Raw genomic sequence first — 18,465 nt, 5'->3', positions numbered from 1 at the left:
TTGTGTGGTGACGGGCGCCAGTATAGCGCGCCTGCATGACCCCGCGATGTGACGGCGGACCAGAGGAGGAAAACATGGAAAAGCCGAAGATCACCCAGGCGATGATCAACGCCTATGACGAATACACCCATCTCAGCCTCGACCGGCGGGCCTTCATGCGCAAACTGACGGCGTTGACCGGCTCGGCTGCAACCGCCGCCGCGATCGCGCCGCTTCTGGCCGCCAACAGCGCGCAGGCGGAAATCATCCCGGAAAGCGATGCGCGGGTAAAGGCAGAGGATGTCACCTATCCCGGTGCCGGCGGCGATTTGAAAGGCTATCTGGTCCGCCCCGCCGACGCATCGGGAAAGCTGCCTGCGGTCATCGTCATTCACGAAAACCGTGGCCTTAACCCGCATATCAGGGATGTCGCCCGCCGCATGGCGCTGGAAGGCTTCGTAGTACTCGCTCCCGATTTTCTTTCCCCCGCCGGCGGAACGCCTGCCGACGAGGACAAGGCGCGCGAAATGATCGGCGCGCTGGATGGCAAGCAGACCGTCGATAACGCGGTTGCGACCGTTACCTATCTCGAAAGCAATGACCTGACCACCGGCAAGGCCGGTGCGGTCGGCTTTTGCTGGGGCGGCGGCATGGTCAATAAGCTGGCCGTCGCATCCCCGGACCTGAAAGCCGGCGTCGCCTATTACGGCGCGCAGCCGCCGGCAGAAGACGTGCCGAAGATCAAGGCGGCGCTGCTGTTGCAATATGCCGGGCTGGACGAGCGCATCAATGCCGGTATCGACGCCTACAGGAAGGCGCTGACGGACGCTGGCAAGGATTTCACCATCCAGATTTACGAGGGCGTCAACCATGCCTTCAACAACGATACCTCGGCGGCCCGCTACGACAAGACGGCTGCCGATCTCGCCTGGAGCCGGACGGTGGAGTTCCTGAAGACGAAGGTCGTCTGATCTATTGCAGCAGGCGCTGGGCGGCCTCCGAAATCAGGCTGGCCAAGGCCTGCTGGTCGTTCTGGCGGCCACTGCGCGTGCGCCAGACAAGGCCGATCCGGCGTGACGGCTGCGGCTCGGCAAAGGGAACGATCCGCATCCGGTTGCGGCTCTTTTCGTCGTTGACGGCAATTTCGGGGATCAGCGTGATGCCCATGCCGTGGCTGACCATCTGCAACAGCGTCGCCATCGACGTCGCGCCATAATTTGCAACGCGGCGGCCGGAATGAATGCCGCAGACCGCTAGCGCATGATCGCGCAGGCAATGGCCTTCCTCCAGCAAAAGCAGCCGTTCCACATCGACCTTGTCCTCGGTCATCGGCGACATCAGGATCGTGTGTTCATCCTCGGTGCTGGCAATCAGGAACCGGTCTTCAAACAAGAGCGCACTCGACAGGTTTTCCTCGTCCACCGGCAGCGCGGCAATAACGCTGTCGAGCCGGCCGTGCCGCAATTCGTCGAGGCAGGGACCGGTCAAAAGCTCCTTCAGCTCGATCTGCAGGTTGGGGTAACGCTCGCGCACCAAAGGAATGAGCACGGGCACAAGGTAGGGCGCAACCGTCGGGATGATCCCCAGCCGGTGCTTGCCTTCCAGCACCCCGGTCACATGGCGTGCCTGCTGGTAGAGCTGGTCGATGCCGCCGAGGATCTTGCGCATTTCCGGCAGCAGCGCCTCGCCCTCGCGGGTCAGAAGCGTCGGCCCCTTGCCACGCTCCACCAGCTTGACGCCGAGCTCGCGTTCCATTTCGGCGATCTGTGCCGACAGTGCAGGCTGGCTGACATTGACCATCTGCGCTGCCCGCCCGAAATGCCGGGCACTGGCAAGTGCATCGAAATAGCGCATTTGGCGTATCGTGATCATGATAGGATAATCCTATCGATATTTCAATTAAATACAATTGGAAATTATGGAACTTATAGGAGATGGTGCGGCGGAACCCACGAATTTGCATTGTAAACAGGAGGCAGAAATGGACGCCAAAGTCGAGAAAACGGGCAAGTGTCCGGTCATGCACGGGTCGCTGACCAGCAACTCGGGCGAGGGGACTTCAAACCGCGAATGGTGGCCGAACCAGCTCAACCTGCGGATTCTCCACCAGAATTCGGCTTTGTCCGATCCGCTGGGCACCGGTTTCGATTATGCCGAAGCGTTCAAGACGCTCGATCTCGCGGCCGTCAAGCAGGACATTTTTGCGCTGATGACGGATTCGAAGGAGTGGTGGCCGGCCGATTTCGGTCATTACGGTCCCTTCTTCATCCGCATGGCCTGGCACAGCGCCGGCACGTACCGCACCGGCGACGGCCGTGGCGGTGCGTCCTCGGGTACGCAGCGCTTTGCGCCGCTCAACAGCTGGCCGGATAACGTCAACCTCGACAAGGCCCGCCGCCTGCTCTGGCCGATCAAGCAGAAATACGGCAACAAACTCTCCTGGGCCGATCTTCTGGTCCTGACCGGCAACTGCGCGCTGGAATCGATGGGCTTCAAGACCTTCGGTTTCGCCGGTGGCCGTGCCGACGTCTGGGAGCCGGAAGAAGATATCTACTGGGGTGCCGAACGCACCTGGCTCGACGACAAGCGCTATAGCGGCGACCGTGATCTGGAAAATCCGCTGGCAGCGGTGCAGATGGGCCTGATCTATGTCAATCCGGAAGGCCCGAACGGCAATCCGGACCCGCTGGCCTCCGCCCGCGACATCCGCGAAACCTTCGGACGCATGGCCATGAACGACGAGGAAACCGTTGCCCTCATCGCCGGCGGCCACACGTTCGGCAAGACCCATGGTGCCGGCGACGCCGCCCATGTCGGCCGCGAGCCGGAAGCTGCCGATATCGAGCAGCAGGGTCTCGGCTGGGCCAGCACCTATGGCAGCGGCAAGGGTGGCGACACCATTTCCAGCGGCCTCGAGGTTACCTGGACCTCGACGCCGACGCGCTGGAGCAACAACTTCTTCTGGAACCTGTTCGGCTACGAATGGGAACTGACGAAGAGCCCGGCCGGTGCGCATCAGTGGACGCCCAAGCATGGCATGGGCGCCAACTCGGTTCCGGATGCCCATGATCCCTCTAAGCGTCATGCGCCGTCGATGCTGACCAGCGACCTCGCGCTGCGCGTCGATCCGGCCTATGAGCAGATTTCGCGCCGCTTCTACGAAAATCCCGATCAGTTCGCCGACGCCTTTGCCCGCGCCTGGTTCAAGCTGACCCATCGCGACATGGGACCGAAGGTCCGCTATCTCGGCCCGGAAGTTCCAAGCGAAGATCTGATCTGGCAGGACCCGGTCCCGGCCGCAGATCACCCGCTGATCGATGCTGCCGATATTGCAGACCTGAAGGAAAAGATCCTCGCCTCCGGCCTATCGGTCTCGCAGCTGGTTTCGACCGCCTGGGCCTCGGCCTCGACCTTCCGCGGGTCCGACAAGCGCGGCGGTGCCAATGGTGCGCGCATCCGCCTTGCCCCGCAAAAGGATTGGGACGCCAACCAGCCCGAACAGCTCGCAACCGTGCTTGCGGCGCTTGAAGGCGTCCAGAGAAGCTTCAACGAGGCGCATCCGGGCGGCAAGCAGGTATCGCTGGCCGATCTGATCGTGCTAGGCGGTGCCGCCGCCATCGAAAAGGCGGCGAAGAGCGCCGGTCAGGACGTGGCCGTTGCGTTTGCGCCCGGCCGCACCGATGCGACGCAGGAACAGACCGATATCGAATCCTTCTCGGTGCTCGAGCCGGTTTCGGAAGGTTTCCGCAACTATCAGAAGACAAGCTTCACCGTATCGGCCGAAGAGCTTCTGATCGACAAGGCACAGCTCCTGACGCTCACGGCGCCGGAACTGACGGTGCTGGTGGGTGGACTGCGGGCGCTGAACGCCAATCACGGCCAGTCCCAGCATGGTGTCTTCACCACGCGTCCGGAAACGCTCACCAATGACTTCTTCGTCAACCTGCTCGACATGGGCACGGTCTGGAAGGCGGCATCGCCGGACAAGGAGGTCTTTGAAGGACGCGACCGGACAACCGGCGAACTCAAATGGACCGCCACCCGCGTCGATCTGGTGTTCGGCTCGAATTCCCAGCTGCGTGCCGTGGCCGAAGTCTATGGTCAGAGCGATGCACAGTCCAAATTCGTCCGCGACTTCGTCTCCGCCTGGAACAAGGTGATGAACGCCGACCGGTTCGACTTGGTCTGACCTGCCGCATTGAGGCCCGCTCAAATGCAGCGGGCTTCATGATCGCGATTTTACAAACCGGGCCTTAATGGGCCCGGTGAGGCGTTTTATAAAGCCTGAACAGATTGTCTTGCAAGGCCGACACCCCACTCTCGCCGTCATCCCTGCCCTTGTGGCGGGGATCCAGTGACCCGACGTCCGTCGGGTCAAAAGACTCTTTCAGCTCAAGGACTTGAGCTGGCTGGATTCCTGTGACGAGCACAGGAATGACGGAGTATTTGGACAACGCTCAATTTCCCGGCTAGCCTCCCAACTCCGCGTGAACCAGCGCTGCCAGCACTCTGCCCAAATCGCGAAAATGCTCAGTTTTTCCTCATCCGGGGCCCGAAAATCAGCGTTGCCGTTAAATTTCCCCTAATTTCCTAGGGGAATTCCACCAAAAATGGTCCATTCTGGGCTCTTGGGCATATATTCAAATTGTCGTATAAAAGCCCGGCAGCGATTTTCGGGGCTGCTTAGGACGAATATATATTGCAGTCGATTTTTGCGGCCGCGTATTCTGGCCGGGTATCCATATTAGCAAATACAAAAAGGCCGCGTCTCCGAAAGGAGCACGGCCTTTTTGCTTGTCGAGCGATTAGGTCTTACCAGCCGGGCAGCATATGGCTCTGGCGCAGGCGCGGGTAACGCGGAAAATTCTTCATGTCGCCATCCAGATCATCGGTGCTCGTCGTCGGCGTGATATTGTCGAGACAGGCCGTGATGTGGTTGGTGATCGCGTTCGAGAGCGAGGGCGAAAGCCCTGGCCGCTTCATGATGCCGATCTGAACCGGAGCAAGCGCTGGAAAACCATCCGCCTGGGTCAGAACCTTCATGCCGGTCCGCAGCGCCGATTCCGGCAGGACCGAAACCGCCATGCCGGCCAGCACCGCCGCCGCCACCACCGTCGATGACCAGCTGGTGAACAGGATATTATATTCCTTGCCGGTGGCATCGAGTGCCGAGCAGGCGGCCTGGCGCCAGGCGCAGTCGCGCTTGCCGACGGCGAGCGGCACCGGTGCATTTTCCGGCAGGGGATGGTTGATGGAGCTGACCCAGCAGAGCGGCTCGGTGCGCACCACGTCGGATGCGCGGGCGCGGGGGTTGTGTGTGACAAGCGCGATGTCGAGTTCGCCCTTGGCCATCTTTTCCGCCAGATCCACCGAGGGCTCGCAGACGATGTTGAGCTCGACATTCGGATGGGTCTTGGCAAAGCGGACGATGATTTCCGGCATGTAGCGATCGGCATAATCATCGGGCGTGCCGATGCGCAGCGTGCCTTCCAGGCGGTTGTCGTCGAAGGAGGCGATGGCTTCGTTGTTCAGCCGGATCATCCGCCGTGCGAAATTCAGCAGCCGGTCGCCTTCCGTCGTCAAGCGGTTGCCGCGCCCGTCCTTGGCAAACAGCTGCTTGCCGATGCGCTCTTCCAGCCGGCGCATCTGCATCGACACCGCCGATTGCGTCTTGAAGACCCGATCGGCCGCCTTGGTGAAGCTGCCGGTGTCGGCGATGGCAACGAAAGTCTGGAGTTGATCGATATCGAGCGGTGCGGACATGGTCCTGGTCCTCAAAAAGAGCACTCATGAAATAGTTTGATGAATACCATTAGAAACATTCGTTGGACTGATCAATAAGGATTTGCGAATTTGATCGGGCAAATCGCATTCTGAACCATTCCGGCGAGCGTCAGCAAAGCCGGTCCACCAATATAAGTTTCGACCCAACTCCCGCGCCGGCCTCCCTGCGGGGGATGGGTCGCCCTTGCCTAAATTTCCAGATCCTAGGCGATCTGGAAAGAAATGAGACAAAATCGACAATGACAGCGAGGCACGTTCAAGACGTGCAGCGCTGACGTGCCCTGACAAAGGAGTTAGCATCATGCGCACGACCGACCACGCACTTGACCTCACCCTCACCGGGAAGCTGTCCGCGACATCCCGCCAGACGGGGCTGATGGGCGTGCTGAACTCGGTATGGCGCCTGCTGCGAAACCGCAATGCCATCGGCCGCCTGCAGGATCTCGACGATCACCAACTGCTCGATATGGGGCTTTGCCGCCACGAAGTGCGCGAGGCGATGACCTCGCCGTTCTTCGACGATCCCGGCCGTCACCTGACACAGGCGTCCCGCGACCGGGCAAACACGTTCTACCGCAAGGCACGCCTCGGCTGAGATGTGCTTTGACCGCTGCCTGCGGAGCTTGAAGAGTTCCGGAGCAGCACTTTGAAAGAGTTTTGTTGCGTGCCCTAGACGTTTTCAAAAACGTCCCACGCAACAGGGACGCGCAGCCGCCTCTGCGCGTTACCGTTCCCCGCAGGGTTAGAGCCAATTGCCCTGCTGCTTGCCCGGTACCCGGTCCCCAAGACCGGTACCGGGCTTTTTCTTGTCTGCAAACCGAAGAGTTCGTGTTGATGTACGCGCGGAAAATGGCCCGCGCAGAAAAAATGACCGCAGTTAATATAGTTTAATGCGTTCCGTGCAATTCAGCGTATTGTTGCATGACCGGTCCCACTACGCCCACTCGGCTGTGACTGTTTGAGAGATCTTGTGCTCTTGCCCAATTCTTGGAGCAGAGCTGTATGTCTCTTCTTGATTTGCTTTATTTTGAAGATGGTCAGTCGCAAACAACTATTGCGGCTGTGCACCGCTGGTGCGATGCGCATGGGTTCAAAATCGGTAGCGAAGAAGGCCAAAAGGCTTTGGTGGTTGCCGAGCGGTTGGCCAAATCCACGGAAAATTCCGGTCTTTTAAGGAGGCTCTCTCTGGAGATGGCAGCTTCAGCGCAGCCGTGTCCTACCGATCAGATCCTCGTTTTGGAGGATGAGCCGTTCATTGCGCTTGATATGGAGGAGGTGTTGAACGCAGCCGGGCTGAAATCGGAGACATATCCGTCCTGCGCTGCGGCGTTGAGATGGTTGGCCTTCCACACACCGCTGGCTGCCATTCTCGACTTTCAGCTGAAAGGCGAAGTGTGCACGCAGGTCGCATCCCTTCTGTTGGAGCGCGGCGTGCCGATGATTTTTTGTTCTGGCGCCGATCGCGCCGAAATTCCCTCCCATTTCCAGCAGGTGCCGTGGCTAAGGAAGCCGTTCGACGACCGGCAACTGACGGGACTGCTCACCCAGGCGCTGGAAGTCCAGGGCTTTGGCTCTCAAATGGAGAAAAAAGCATGACTGATACCGAACCATTGAAGCGCCGGCCGAGGGGGCCGTCGTCATGGGGCGATTTCGAACAAGCCAAGAGTGTCGCAACCGCGAGTGAAGAAGCGCGGGTTGCCGCCGCCAAGAAAAAAACCGATGCCTTGAGGCAGGCGCGGTTGCAGCAGCATGAAAACCAGAGTGTCAAATAACGGCACTCCGGCAAGCTGCAGCGGTTAACCGTTTGTCGTTTTCCGGTAGGTCTCGAACAGGCCGTCGATGTTCTTCTGATATTCCTTCTGCGCCTCGAGCCCGCTGTCGAACATGCTGTTGAACATCTCGGTAAACTGCGCCATCGGATTGGCTTCGGCAGGCTTCTTTTCCGGCTCTGGTGCTGCCTGTGGCTTGCCGTTCATCATGTCCTGAAACGCCTTGATGAAGGGGTTGGCCGCAAACATATCCGGGGCGGATGGCTGTTTTTCCTCCGGCTTTGCCGCACCGAAAAAGCCCTGCATAGCCTGTGTAAACGGGTTGACCGCCGGCGTGAACGAGTTCATCGCCGGCGTGAAGGAACTCATCGCCTGCGTGAACGCGTTGTCGAATGGATTGGCGGCCGGGTGCGGCTTCCTGGTAAAGCCGGATGCCTCCAGCCATGGCTTCATCATTGCTTCCATCGGCGTATTGGCAAAGGGATTCTGCATCCCGCCCATCTGCCCGGATGCCTGCTTGAACAATCCCCCCATGATCGCGCTCGCCACCACCGGCAGCATCTGCTTGTAGATTTCCTGGCCGATACCGGTTATCTGCGCCGCTTGCCCGGAAATGGCCTGCAGCATGTCGGTGGAGCCGAAAAGCTGATTGAGGGCAGTATTGCCGTCGGCCAGGCCCTGCGGCGTGAAAGCCTTGTTCATATCCTCGAAATACTGGGCGTAATTGCCGTTCGACATGGCAGCGAGCAAGGTGCTGAAATCATAAGGGTTGGCGGTGTTGCGCTTGAGGGCGGTGGAAAAGACCGGCATCAGGGCGGCCGTCGCCTTGGCCATCTGCTCCTGCGCCAGGCCGAACTGCTTGGCCATCACGTCCATGGCATTGCCATTCTGCGCCTGCATCATCATATCGAAAAGCGGGATCATTTTTTGTCCTCTCCAGCAGGCGGCACTACGCATGTTGTTGCACTATAACGGCAAAAAGCCGCGAGAACACCGCTTTTTGTGAGCCGGATGAGGACTATGCGACTTGCTCCCGCATCGGCGGAATTTCACTCTCCACAAGCCTGCAGCGTTCGCCTATTGTGCCTGCGTCCCCAGCCACGCGTGGAACCGGCATGAAGCGTCCGATCATCGATATCATTCCCGAAAATGCCAGCGCGCAGGATGCGGCAGCGATCCTTGCGGTGCTGGACCAGCATGCAGCACTGCATCTCGGTGCCATCGAGGAAAAGACCGATTTCGCCATTCTGCTGCGCGACCCCGACACGAATGCGGTTGCCGGCGGTCTTTACGGCACGGATGGGTTCGGCTGGGCCTTCGTCAAATATCTGGGGGTGCCGGATGCGTATCGCGGCCAGGGCCTCGGCTCGCGCCTGCTGGCGGAAGCAGAAACGATCGCGCGGGCCCGCGGCTATATCGGCGTCTGGCTGGACACATTCGAGTTTCAGGCGCGGCCGTTCTATGAAAAGCTCGGCTACACCGTTTTCGGCGAACTCGAAGGCGCCGAAAACGCCATTCCCCGCTACTTTCTGAAAAAGAGATTTTAGAGCCTAATACTGGTAGTCGGTGAACACCGGCTCGACTGAGCCGTTCCAGCGTCCCTTGTAGAGCGCCAGGAGGTCTTCGGCGAGCGTCGCCTTCTTGGCCAGCACTTCATCGAGCGGGGCGAGGAAGATGCTCTCGTCCACGTCGTCGCCGTTCAGCCTGTTGCGGTTCTTCAGCCCCAGGCGCGAGATCGACAGCACTTCGCGGGCAATGTCGAACAGCGAGGTGCCGCGATGCGTGGCAGACAGTCCCTGTGCCGGCACCGCATTGCGCATGGCAAGCGTTTCGTCATAGGTCCAGTCGCGGGTGAGGTCCTCGGCGGCATCGAGCGCTGCCCCGTCATAGAGCAATCCGACCCAGAACGCCGGCAGCGCGCAGATGCGGCGCCACGGGCCGCCATCGGCACCGCGCATTTCCAGGAAACGCTTCAGGCGCACATCCGGAAACAGCGTCGAGAGATGGTTGGTCCAGTCGCCCATATTGGGCTCCCAGTCGGCAAGCTCACCCTTCATCGCGCCGTTCATGAACTGGCGGAAGGTGACGCGGGTGCAGTCATGGTATTTGCCGTCGCGCACCACGAAATACATCGGCACGTCGAGCGCCCATGTGACGTAATCCTCAAAGCCGAAATCGGCATTGAAGATGGCGGGAAGGACGCCGGCGCGCTGGTTGTCGGTGTCGCGCCAGATGTCGCCGCGCCAGGAGAGCAGGCCGTTCGGCTTGCCGTCGGTAAAGGGCGAGCTGGCAAACAGCGCCGTCGACAGCGGCTGCAGCTTCAGCGAGACCTGCATCTTGCGGCGCATGTCCTCTTCGGAGGAGAAGTCGAGGTTCACCTGGATCGTGCAGGTGCGGTACATCATGTCGAGCCCTTGTGTGCCGACCTTCGGCATGTAGCGGCTCATGATGTCGTAGCGGGATTTCGGCATGCGCGGGGTTTCTGAAAGCGTCCATTTCGGACTGCCGCCAATGCCGAGGAAACGGATGCCGAGCGGCTCGGCAATCTCGCGCAGATCGGCCAGATGCCGGTTGGATTCCTTGCAGGTCTGGTGCAGGTTTTCGAGCGGCGCGCCCGACAGTTCGAACTGGCCGCCGGGCTCCAGCGAAATCGCGCCCTGGCCGGAATTCTCGGCAAGGCCGATAATATTGCCGGCATCCATGATCGGCTCCCAGCCGCTCTTTTGCGCCATGCCGTTCAGAAGCGCCGAAATGCTCGCATCACCGAAATAGGGAACCGGGCTGTTGTCTGCCTTGAAGAAGGCGAACTTCTCGTGCTCCGTTCCAATCCGGAACTTCTCTTCCGGCTTGTTGCCCTCTGCCAGATATTCCGTCAGGTCTGCAATGGAGGTAACCGGCGTCTGGTCGGTGGTGTCTCTGGCCATGGGCGTCTTCTTTTGAACGGGCGGGGACCTGCCGGACGGCAGACATCAGAAGGGTGATTGAACCGGTTTCAGGTGTGGTGCAAGTGAAATTCTTTCAAGGCCGGTTCAAATTTTCAACACGTCGAATGACGTGAACATTGCAGATTCTATTGCCAGTCGCCAATCGATGCCTGGATCACAGCCATTGCCGCCACCGCCGCCGTATCCGCCCGCAAAATTCTCGGGCCGAGCGGGATGGCGGTGACGAAGTCGAGACTGCGCAGCAGCGTCCGTTCGCTATCGGAAAAACCACCTTCCGGACCAATCAGGAGCGCCAGTTTGCGTTCCTTCACCGCCGCAAGAACCGGCAGCGGATTTTGCCCGGCATCGCCTTCGTCACAAAAGATGATGCGGCGATCGTCCGGCCAGCCGCTGAGAATGTCGTCCAGCCGGCGCGGCTCGGCAACGTCGGGAACGCCGAGGACGCCACATTGCTCGGCCGCCTCGATGACATTGGCGCGCACCCGGTCGAGATTGGTGATCTTGCCCTGGACATGCTGGGTCATGACCGGCTGCAACAGGCCGGCCCCCATCTCCACCGCCTTTTGCACGAGATAATCGAGCCTGCCGACCTTCAGCGGTGCAAACAGATACTGCAGATCGCAGGGTGCCGGTTGCAGCCGCGCCTGTTCGGTTGCCGTCAGGAACAGCCGTTTCTTGGTCGGAAAGGAGAGTTCCGCCTGCCATTCGCCGTCACGGCCGTTGAAAACCAGCACGGTGCCGCCCGCTTCGAAACGCAGCACATTGACGAGATAGTTGAACTGCTCGCGCGATGCTTCGTAAATCGTCCCTTGCGTCAGCGGTACGTCGATGAACAGCCGCTGCATGCGGAAGTTGGCGCGCATAGATCATTCCTCAATCTAGAGCCTCATTTATCGTACGAGGCTCTAGATAAAGAGAGCCGCGAAAACCGTGTAGACCGCCGCCGATAACAGCGCCGAAACGGGAACGGTGATAACCCAGGCCGCGACGATTGTCATGAAATGCGAGCGCCGCACCAGGCGCCGCCGGTGCGATTCTTCCGGGCTGTGCTCGATCCGGCGCTCGAAATCCATTTGCCCGGTCTTCTGGCGCACATATTCCAGCCGCCGCTTGGAATTGCGGGTGTACCATTCGCGGAAAAAGCCGATGCCGAAGACGGCGCCCACGGCGGTATGCGTGGTCGAGACGGGCAGGCCGAGCGAGGTCGCGATGATCACGGTGATCGCCGTTGCAAGGGCCACGCAATAGGCGCGCATCGGATTGAGCTTGGTGATCTCCTCGCCGACGACGCGGATGAGTTTGGGACCAAACAGAAGCAGGCCGCAGGAAATGCCGAAGGCCCCGATCAGCATCACCCAGAGCGGTACATAGGTGGTCGAGACGATTGCGAGCCCATTGACGTTGGCAACGATCGCCGCAAGTGGTCCGACGGCATTGGACACGTCGTTGGCACCATGGGCGAAGGAGAGAAGGGCGGCCGAAAGAATGAGCGGCAGCTGGAACAGCTTGCGCAGCGACTGGTTGCGGTTGTCGAGCCCGGCAGCCTGGCGCGCGATCCAGGGCCTCGCCGCAAATATGGTCAGCGCCGCCACGGCAAGGCCGATCAGGATGCCTTGTGTCATGGGAATATGCGCCACCTTCTCGATGCCGATCACGGCAAAATAGGTGGCGAAAGCGCCCGTCATGACGGCAAGCAGGATCGGCGTCCAGAAGATCGCCGCCGTGATCTTGTCTTCACGGTAGATGATGAACGTCTTGATGAACGCCAGAAGCAGCGCGGCGACGCCACCGCCGAGCAGCGGCGATATTGTCCAGCTGGCCGTGATGCCCGCAAGCGATGCCCAGTGGATCGAGGAAAACCCGGCCGCCGCTACGCCGGATCCAAGAATACTGCCGACGATCGAGTGGGTGGTGGAGATCGGCGCGCCCGACCAGGTGGCGATGTTGATCCACACCGCGGCCGAAATCAGGGCGGCCATCATCACCCAGACGAAGGCCTCGCCCGATGGCATCTGCGCCGCATCGACAATGCCCGCCTCGATGGTCGAAACCACGCGCCCGCCGGCAAACACGGCGCCGGCGACTTCGAAGATGGCGGCGATGATCAGCGCCGTCGTCATGGTGATCGCCTTCGATCCCACGGCAGCGCCGACATTGTTGGTCACGTCATTGGCGCCGATATTCATCGCCATATAACCGGCAACGGCGGCGGCGGCGAGAATGATCAGGTATTTGGGTTCTTCGGAGACATAGGCGGCCGCGAAAATCACGCTGACCAACAGGAACAGAAAGCCAAGACCGATGCCGGCCCAGGGCCGCAACACATGATGTGTCGCTTCCTCGTTCAATGTCACCTTGTCCAGGTATTTGTCGAGTGTCGGTTTTTCGAGGCTCGGGCGCGGTTTTGTCACCGTCTGTTCTCCAATTCAGACAGCCTGCCCGGATAGGACAGGCGCCCGGTCTGCGCAGCTGCGCCGCACATGTTTCATGTTGCCATGATCACGTCTGTTCCGGCGTTATTGCGCTGCAGTTTTTTGGACCACCGGGTTCATGGTGGCCAGCAGCCGCTGTTCGAAGCTCAGGATGAGGTCCTTCAGCATCGGCTCGGCGACGCGCTTGGCGCCTTCGCGAAAGCTCACCCATTCCATCTTCCGGCTGCCCTTTTCCGGAAAGCTCTTGAGCATATCCAGGACGACCAGCGGATAGACCTGAACCATGCACTGAACCTTGAGGCCCTGGTCCATGCCCTTGTCGTACATGTAAAAGCCGATCCGCTCGGCGCCGGCCTCACCCTTGACGCCAGCCTCTTCATAGGCCTCCTGCGCAGCAGCCTGATGACACATCTTGCCTTCCATCGGCCATCCCTTGGGAATGACCCAGCGGCCGGTGTCACGGCTGGTGATCAAAAGCATCTCTGGCGCCGCGCTCTTCTTCTTGAACCGGTAACACAGCGCAGCACATTGCATCCGCACGGGTCTGCGGAACATCAGGCGTACATCCGTGACAAGGCGATTCAAGATATTCAACGTCGGGGCGTCCTTTCAAAAAGCGAATCATTTTAATCTGCAATATTGCTTTAATATGCGCGCTTTCCGCAGCCTGTAAACGAGCAGATTTGGTGAAGCACATATAGTTATCGCGGCGCTCCGTATAAAGGGCGCGGCAACGCGAAAGACAGGCAACTTAATGGGATTGCGCCAGCAAAATGTGCCGATAGCGGCCTTATAGAGCATGTTTGCGGCATTGGTGAGACAGGCGCGGCAATTTTCCCGGCCCGTGACTTTTGTGTTGCCGGCCGAGGGGAAGGCCTAACCTTGCCGGTCGCGCTGCTGCATTCTCAGCTGCGAGATCCGGGCCCATTCGCCCGAGCGTTCGGCGTCCCGCGTGGCGGTGATGATGAAGTCGATATGCGCCTGGGCTGCCTCGCGCGCCTGCGCCGGATTGCCCGCCATGATCGCCTCGTAGATTGCCTCATGCTGGGCCAGCAGCATGTCACCGGCGCCGGGCGCTGCAAACAGCACCTCGCGGCTGAAGAAGATGCCACCGCTCAACAGCCGGTAACAGGCGCGCAGCGTGTGCAAGAGAATGATGTTATGGGCGCATTCGCCAATCGCGCTGTGCAGCTCGACATCGGTCTTCAGCCCGCCTTCGGCCGAGCCGGACAGATGGGCCGCCCGCATCTCCTCCATGATCCGGGTCAGCATGTCCCGGTCGAACCGGGTGGCGCGGCGCGCGGCGAACTCCGCGGTCATGCCTTCCAGTTCGCGGCGATATTCGAGATAATCCTGCGTCGCCTTCTGATGGCGCGAGATCAGGTCGATGACCGGCTTGGAAAATACCTGCCCGATGACATCCGCCACGAAGGTACCGCCGCCGTGATGGCTCACAAGCAGGCCCCGCGCCTCCAGCTCCTTCAACGCCTCGCGCAGGATCGGCCGCGACACATCGAACCGGCCCGACAGATCCCGTTCGCTTGGCAGCCGCTCGCTGTCGCGCAGCACGCCTTCGAGAATGAGCAGCTCGATCTGCTGGATGATCTCGCCGGAGGTCCGGCTATGCGGGATGCGGGCAAAGGCATCAATAGTGTCGTCGGTCACGGCGGCTCTCCTTGGCGCCAACTTAGTCACCCGCTTGAAAGTGGTCAATTTCTTTAGCCACTTTGCAAAGCGTCAGTACTCCCGAGTCTGTCCACGGCAAACACGGGCCTGCGTCAAAGCGTCCTTTCCCTTTTGCTCATCCTGTTGATAAGACAGTTCTGATTGATGCGTGAGAGGGGAAAACGCTTCATGGCCAAACGCAGTTTCGCATTTCCGTCGGCTCCGGCCCGCGCCCAGGCGCTGGGCGAGATCCATGCGCGTCCATATGCGCTGGTCACGTCGCCGCGCGTGATTTTCCAGCTTGCCTTCATGACCGATGGCGGGGCCGCCGTCGATCATGCGGTTCTGTCGGAATTGTCGCGCGCCCGCGGCGTCTCGCCGCCGAGCCGCGAGGCCAGCCACCATGCGATCTCCTGGGGGCAGGGCACGCTGCGGTGGGAGCGCCATACCGAATTCTCGACCTATTTCTGGGATGGCGTCATTCCCGAGCAGTTCGGCGGCGACGTGACCACGCATCCGTTCGGCGATGGCTTTTCGCCGCCGGGCACGCTGATCTCCGGCATCCGGCTGGAAATCCGGCCGGACACGGAAGAGACCCGCGCGGCGATGAGCGCGTTCGACCCGACCAGCCTCTGTTACAGCGATATCAAGAACGGCCAGTCGGTGGTGCTCACCGATTTCCGCCAGAATGGCGACGGCCTGACGCAGATCCTCGTTATCGATCGCGGCATGACAGAGGCCGGGACGGGCGCGCTCGTGCAGCGGCTGCTCGATATCGAGACCTATCGCACGCTGGCAATGCTCGGCCTGCCTTTGGCGCAGTCGCTGTCGCCGGATATCCGCCGGATCGAGGATGGGCTGACCGGCGTCACCCAGCGGATGCGCACCAGCGCCCGCGAACATGCCGACGAAATGCTGGCCGAGATCACCCTTCTTGCGGCCGAACTGGAGGCAGGAGCCGCGCTCAGCCTCTACCGTTTCGGTGCCAGCCGCGCCTATTACGGCATCGTTCAGGAGCGCATTCGCTCGCTGATCGAAACCGGCGTGCCGGGCTATGAAACGCTCGGCACGTTCCTGGAGCGGCGCCTGGCGCCGGCGATGCGCACCTGCCAGTCGGTCGAAGAGCGCCAGGCCAACCTGTCGCGCAAGCTCACCCGCGCCACCGCCCTGCTCAGAAGCTGGGTCGATGTCGAACTCGAGCGTCAAAACAGTGTGCTGCTCAATTCGATGGACCGCCGCGCCAAGCTGCAGCTGCGCCTGCAGCAGACAGTCGAAGGGCTCTCGGTCGCCGCCATCTCCTATTATGTCGTCGGCCTGTTCGGCTACATCGCCAAGGCTCTGGAAAGCGAGGGCATTCCGATCAAGTCGAGCGTGCTGACCGGTTTCTTCGTGCCGGTCGCGGTTCTTGCCATGTGGCTGGTCGTCCGGCGCATCCGCAAGCATCATGCTGACGAGGACCGCGAAAGCCTCTAAGTCTTGGGGGATATTCGAAACGAATCGATCCGGCACATTTATGGCAAAAGTTGCAAAAGCGCCGAAGAAGGCAAAACTCGACCGTGACGGCCTGACAGCGCTCGGCCTGGAGCGGCTGATCGAGATCGCGTTGGATGAGGCGGCGCTCAACCCGTCCTTCAAAAAGCGGCTCAGCGCAGCACTGGCCGGGATCGGCGGTGCTGCCGGTGTTGCCAAGCTGATCGACAGCCGCCTGGCCGCGCTCGAAAAATCAGGCACGCGCATCCGCTGGCAGAAGGAACGCGCCTTCGGCAACGATCTCGACAGCATTGCGGCCAGCATTACCAAGGAGTTCGGCGCGGTCGATCCGGGCATGGCGCTGGAGCGGCTGATCCGTTTCGTCTACGGCTATGAGGGAATTTCCGAGCGCGTCAACGATTCCAGCGGCCGCATCGCCGGCATTTATGTCCAGGCGTGCGAGGCCGCAGGCCGGCTTGCGCCACTCGTGCCCGCCGATCAGCAGGTGCGCATTCCACCTTTGTTGACCCCCGGCCTGCACGGCATCGACTATCACGGCGTCCGCACGCTGCTGTCGGTCCGCATCGCGGCGGCGCTGCCGCCGGACGTGCTGAAGGCCTGGGACGCAGGGCTGGCCGCAGCCATGAAGATACCGGCGGGAACCACCATTCTGCCGGCGATCGTGCATGTGCGTCGCGCCATTGCCGATGCGTGCGGCGACCTCGATGCCTATGTGGCAATCGAGGAAAGCCTGCCGGACGCGCTGCGCGAGCCGGTCGTGGTTGCCGAGCGGCTGCATGCCGCAGGCCGCAATGAGGAAGCGCTGATCTGGGTGCGCAAGCCCCGCAAGTCCCGGCTCGGCTTTGCCCGCCGCGTCGATGTCCTCACCGGCGGGATGCAGGCACCGCCGGACAAGGACAGGCTGGAGGCCGCCATTCTCGATGGCATGAAGGACCGCACCGCCTCGCAGGCCGTGCGCTGGAAGATTTTCGAACAGGGGCTCGATGCCGGGATACTGCGCGAATATATCGCCAAGGCCGGTGATTTCGAGGAATTCGAGGCGCTGGACAAGGCCTTCGCCTTTGTCGAACATCACCGTGAACCGCATGCGGCTTTGCGCTTCTATCTCGCCTGGCCAAGGCTTGATCTCGCGGCGCGCTATGTCGTTGCCCGCTGGGGTGTCTGGGAAGGCGAATTCTACGAGTTTCTTTTACCCGCCGCCGAAGCCTTCGACGCTGGCGAATATCCGGCGGCGGCAACAGCCCTCTACCGGGCGCTGCTCGACCGCATCGTCAGCCGTGGCCTGTCCGATTATTACGAGGATGGTGCGGATTATCTCGAAAGGCTCGCGGCGCTCGCCAAGCGCCCCGGCGGCAATGATGGCCTGATGTCACATGCCGATTATCTGGCGGATTTGCACCGGCACCATATCCGCCGCCACGGTTTCTGGAATCGCATCAAGCCGGAAGCCTACCGTTCCCAATAGGGGTCGGGTCCATAAAGCCCGGCCAGATAATCGATGAAAAGCCGCACTTTGGCCGGCAGGAACTGGCGGCTGGGGTAAAGTGCGGAGACGAACAGGTTGCGCGAGCCTTCCCAGGCGGGCAGGACCTGCACCAGCTTTCCCGATGTCAGGTCGCTGCCAACATCCCAGGTCGAGCGCAAGGCAATGCCGGCACCCGACAGAACGGCTTCGCGCACCACTTCCGACGAATTGGTGATCAACCGGCCCTGCGGCTTGTAGCTCATTGCGCCCGCAGCGCTTTCCAGCTTCCAGGTGTCGTGATTATGCTGGCGAAGGCAGATGTGATCGGCGAGATCGTCGATCGTGCCCGGCATGCCGTAGCGCGCGATATAGGTGGGTGAGGCGCATAGAATCCGCCGCACCGGCACCAGCTTGCGCGCAACCAGCGTGGAATCGCTGAGGTCTCCGATGCGGATGGCGATGTCAAAACCCTCGGCGACGATATCGGTAAATTCGTCCGAGAGCACGATATTGAGAATGAGGTCCGGATGCGCCTCGATGAAGCGGGCAAGATGCGGCGCCACATGCATGCGGCCGAAGGAGGTGGGAGCGGTGATGCGCAGCGTGCCCTGCGGCTGGCCGGAACGGCCGGAGGCAAAAGCCTCGGCCTCCTCGATGCCGGCCATGATCCCCAGCACCCGGTCGTAAAATCCCTGTCCGGCTTCGGTCAGCGAAATCTGCCGCGTGGTCCGCTGGAACAGCCGGGTGCCGAGACGGTCCTCCAGCCGTTTGATGCGTTTGGAAATAACAGCTGGGGAAAACCCCAATGCCCGCCCTGCCGCCGACATACTGCCGGTGGATACGACACGCGTGAACACCTCAAGATCGCCCAGATTCGTCATCAATCTTGACCATTGTTTCGAAAACAGAAAAACTGATTAGCATTTGCTGCGCCA

At 60.9% G+C, this 18,465-nt stretch carries 17 protein-coding genes; 8 read left to right on the top strand and 9 right to left on the bottom strand.

The genetic code is table 11. The features are described 5' to 3' along the window. Positions 1-74: 74 nt before the first annotated feature. A complete protein-coding gene (locus PYR65_RS18520; RefSeq protein WP_276119039.1) occupies positions 75-950 on the top strand; it encodes a dienelactone hydrolase family protein in 876 nt (291 codons plus the stop codon). Position 951: 1 nt separating this feature from the next. Here the strand turns inward: PYR65_RS18520 and PYR65_RS18515 are convergent, their stop codons facing one another. Beyond that, positions 952-1,851 carry a hydrogen peroxide-inducible genes activator gene (locus tag PYR65_RS18515; protein WP_276119038.1) on the bottom strand — a complete coding sequence of 300 codons (900 nt, stop codon included), beginning with the start codon at positions 1,849-1,851 and terminating at the stop codon, positions 952-954. 109 nt (positions 1,852-1,960) lie between these two features. On the opposite strand from PYR65_RS18515, the gene katG reads away from it, so the two are divergent. Then, positions 1,961-4,168: a catalase/peroxidase HPI gene (gene katG / locus PYR65_RS18510; RefSeq protein ID WP_276119037.1), complete on the top strand. Its 2,208-nt coding sequence runs from the start codon at positions 1,961-1,963 to the stop codon at positions 4,166-4,168. A gap of 623 nt (positions 4,169-4,791) precedes the next feature. Here katG and PYR65_RS18505 read toward each other — a convergent pair. After that, a complete protein-coding gene (locus tag PYR65_RS18505; RefSeq protein WP_060504715.1) occupies positions 4,792-5,742 on the bottom strand; it encodes a LysR substrate-binding domain-containing protein in 951 nt (316 codons plus the stop codon). Positions 5,743-6,064: 322 nt separating this feature from the next. Between PYR65_RS18505 and PYR65_RS18500 the strand changes: the two genes are divergently transcribed. From PYR65_RS18500 to PYR65_RS18490, 3 genes are all read left to right on the top strand, one after another. Then, entirely contained in the window at positions 6,065-6,358 is a 294-nt protein-coding gene (locus tag PYR65_RS18500) for a DUF1127 domain-containing protein (protein WP_060635916.1), read from the top strand. A gap of 407 nt (positions 6,359-6,765) precedes the next feature. After that, positions 6,766-7,359, top strand: coding sequence for a response regulator (locus PYR65_RS18495; protein WP_276119036.1), 594 nt, complete (start codon positions 6,766-6,768; stop codon positions 7,357-7,359). Further along, on the top strand, positions 7,356-7,535 hold the full coding sequence (locus tag PYR65_RS18490) for a hypothetical protein (RefSeq protein WP_276119035.1): 180 nt from the start codon (positions 7,356-7,358) through the stop codon (positions 7,533-7,535). The genes PYR65_RS18495 and PYR65_RS18490 overlap by 4 nt, the downstream gene beginning before the upstream one ends. A 24-nt stretch (positions 7,536-7,559) precedes the next feature. On the opposite strand, the gene PYR65_RS18485 is transcribed toward PYR65_RS18490, so the two are convergent. Continuing rightward, positions 7,560-8,456, bottom strand: coding sequence for a DUF937 domain-containing protein (locus tag PYR65_RS18485; RefSeq protein ID WP_276119034.1), 897 nt, complete (start codon positions 8,454-8,456; stop codon positions 7,560-7,562). A 191-nt stretch (positions 8,457-8,647) separates the two neighbouring features. Here PYR65_RS18485 and PYR65_RS18480 point away from each other — a divergent pair, with 191 nt between their 5' ends. Next, on the top strand, positions 8,648-9,079 hold the full coding sequence (locus tag PYR65_RS18480; RefSeq protein WP_060635912.1) for a GNAT family N-acetyltransferase: 432 nt from the start codon (positions 8,648-8,650) through the stop codon (positions 9,077-9,079). Between the two features lie 3 nt (positions 9,080-9,082). Here the strand turns inward: PYR65_RS18480 and PYR65_RS18475 are convergent, their stop codons facing one another. From PYR65_RS18475 to PYR65_RS18455, 5 genes are all read right to left on the bottom strand, one after another. After that, the gene (locus tag PYR65_RS18475; RefSeq protein WP_276119033.1) at positions 9,083-10,456 is read right to left on the bottom strand and encodes a glutamate--cysteine ligase; all 1,374 of its coding nucleotides are present in this window, start codon (positions 10,454-10,456) and stop codon (positions 9,083-9,085) included. A gap of 146 nt (positions 10,457-10,602) precedes the next feature. Next, the gene (locus tag PYR65_RS18470; protein WP_276119032.1) at positions 10,603-11,340 is read right to left on the bottom strand and encodes a 16S rRNA (uracil(1498)-N(3))-methyltransferase; all 738 of its coding nucleotides are present in this window, start codon (positions 11,338-11,340) and stop codon (positions 10,603-10,605) included. Between the two features lie 42 nt (positions 11,341-11,382). Beyond that, positions 11,383-12,888, bottom strand: coding sequence for an inorganic phosphate transporter (locus PYR65_RS18465; protein WP_276119031.1), 1,506 nt, complete (start codon positions 12,886-12,888; stop codon positions 11,383-11,385). 105 nt (positions 12,889-12,993) lie between these two features. Then, a complete protein-coding gene (locus PYR65_RS18460) occupies positions 12,994-13,503 on the bottom strand; it encodes an NUDIX hydrolase (RefSeq protein ID WP_060635908.1) in 510 nt (169 codons plus the stop codon). Between the two features lie 282 nt (positions 13,504-13,785). Further along, the gene (locus PYR65_RS18455) at positions 13,786-14,574 is read right to left on the bottom strand and encodes a FadR/GntR family transcriptional regulator (protein ID WP_156382978.1); all 789 of its coding nucleotides are present in this window, start codon (positions 14,572-14,574) and stop codon (positions 13,786-13,788) included. A 189-nt stretch (positions 14,575-14,763) separates the two neighbouring features. On the opposite strand from PYR65_RS18455, the gene PYR65_RS18450 reads away from it, so the two are divergent. After that, positions 14,764-16,047: a DUF3422 family protein gene (locus PYR65_RS18450; protein ID WP_060635907.1), complete on the top strand. Its 1,284-nt coding sequence runs from the start codon at positions 14,764-14,766 to the stop codon at positions 16,045-16,047. Positions 16,048-16,087: 40 nt separating this feature from the next. Further along, on the top strand, positions 16,088-17,530 hold the full coding sequence (locus tag PYR65_RS18445) for a DUF6880 family protein (protein WP_276119030.1): 1,443 nt from the start codon (positions 16,088-16,090) through the stop codon (positions 17,528-17,530). Here the strand turns inward: PYR65_RS18445 and PYR65_RS18440 are convergent. Next, on the bottom strand, positions 17,515-18,411 hold the full coding sequence (locus PYR65_RS18440; RefSeq protein ID WP_276119029.1) for a LysR family transcriptional regulator: 897 nt from the start codon (positions 18,409-18,411) through the stop codon (positions 17,515-17,517). The two genes, PYR65_RS18445 and PYR65_RS18440, sit on opposite strands and share 16 nt — an antisense overlap. Positions 18,412-18,465 lie beyond the last annotated feature (54 nt).

Source organism: Pararhizobium qamdonense (assembly GCF_029277445.1).
In the GTDB taxonomy this organism is placed as follows: domain Bacteria; phylum Pseudomonadota; class Alphaproteobacteria; order Rhizobiales; family Rhizobiaceae; genus Pararhizobium; species Pararhizobium qamdonense.
Note: the sequence above shows the minus strand (reverse complement) of the source record. Positions and strands in the feature narration are given on the sequence as shown.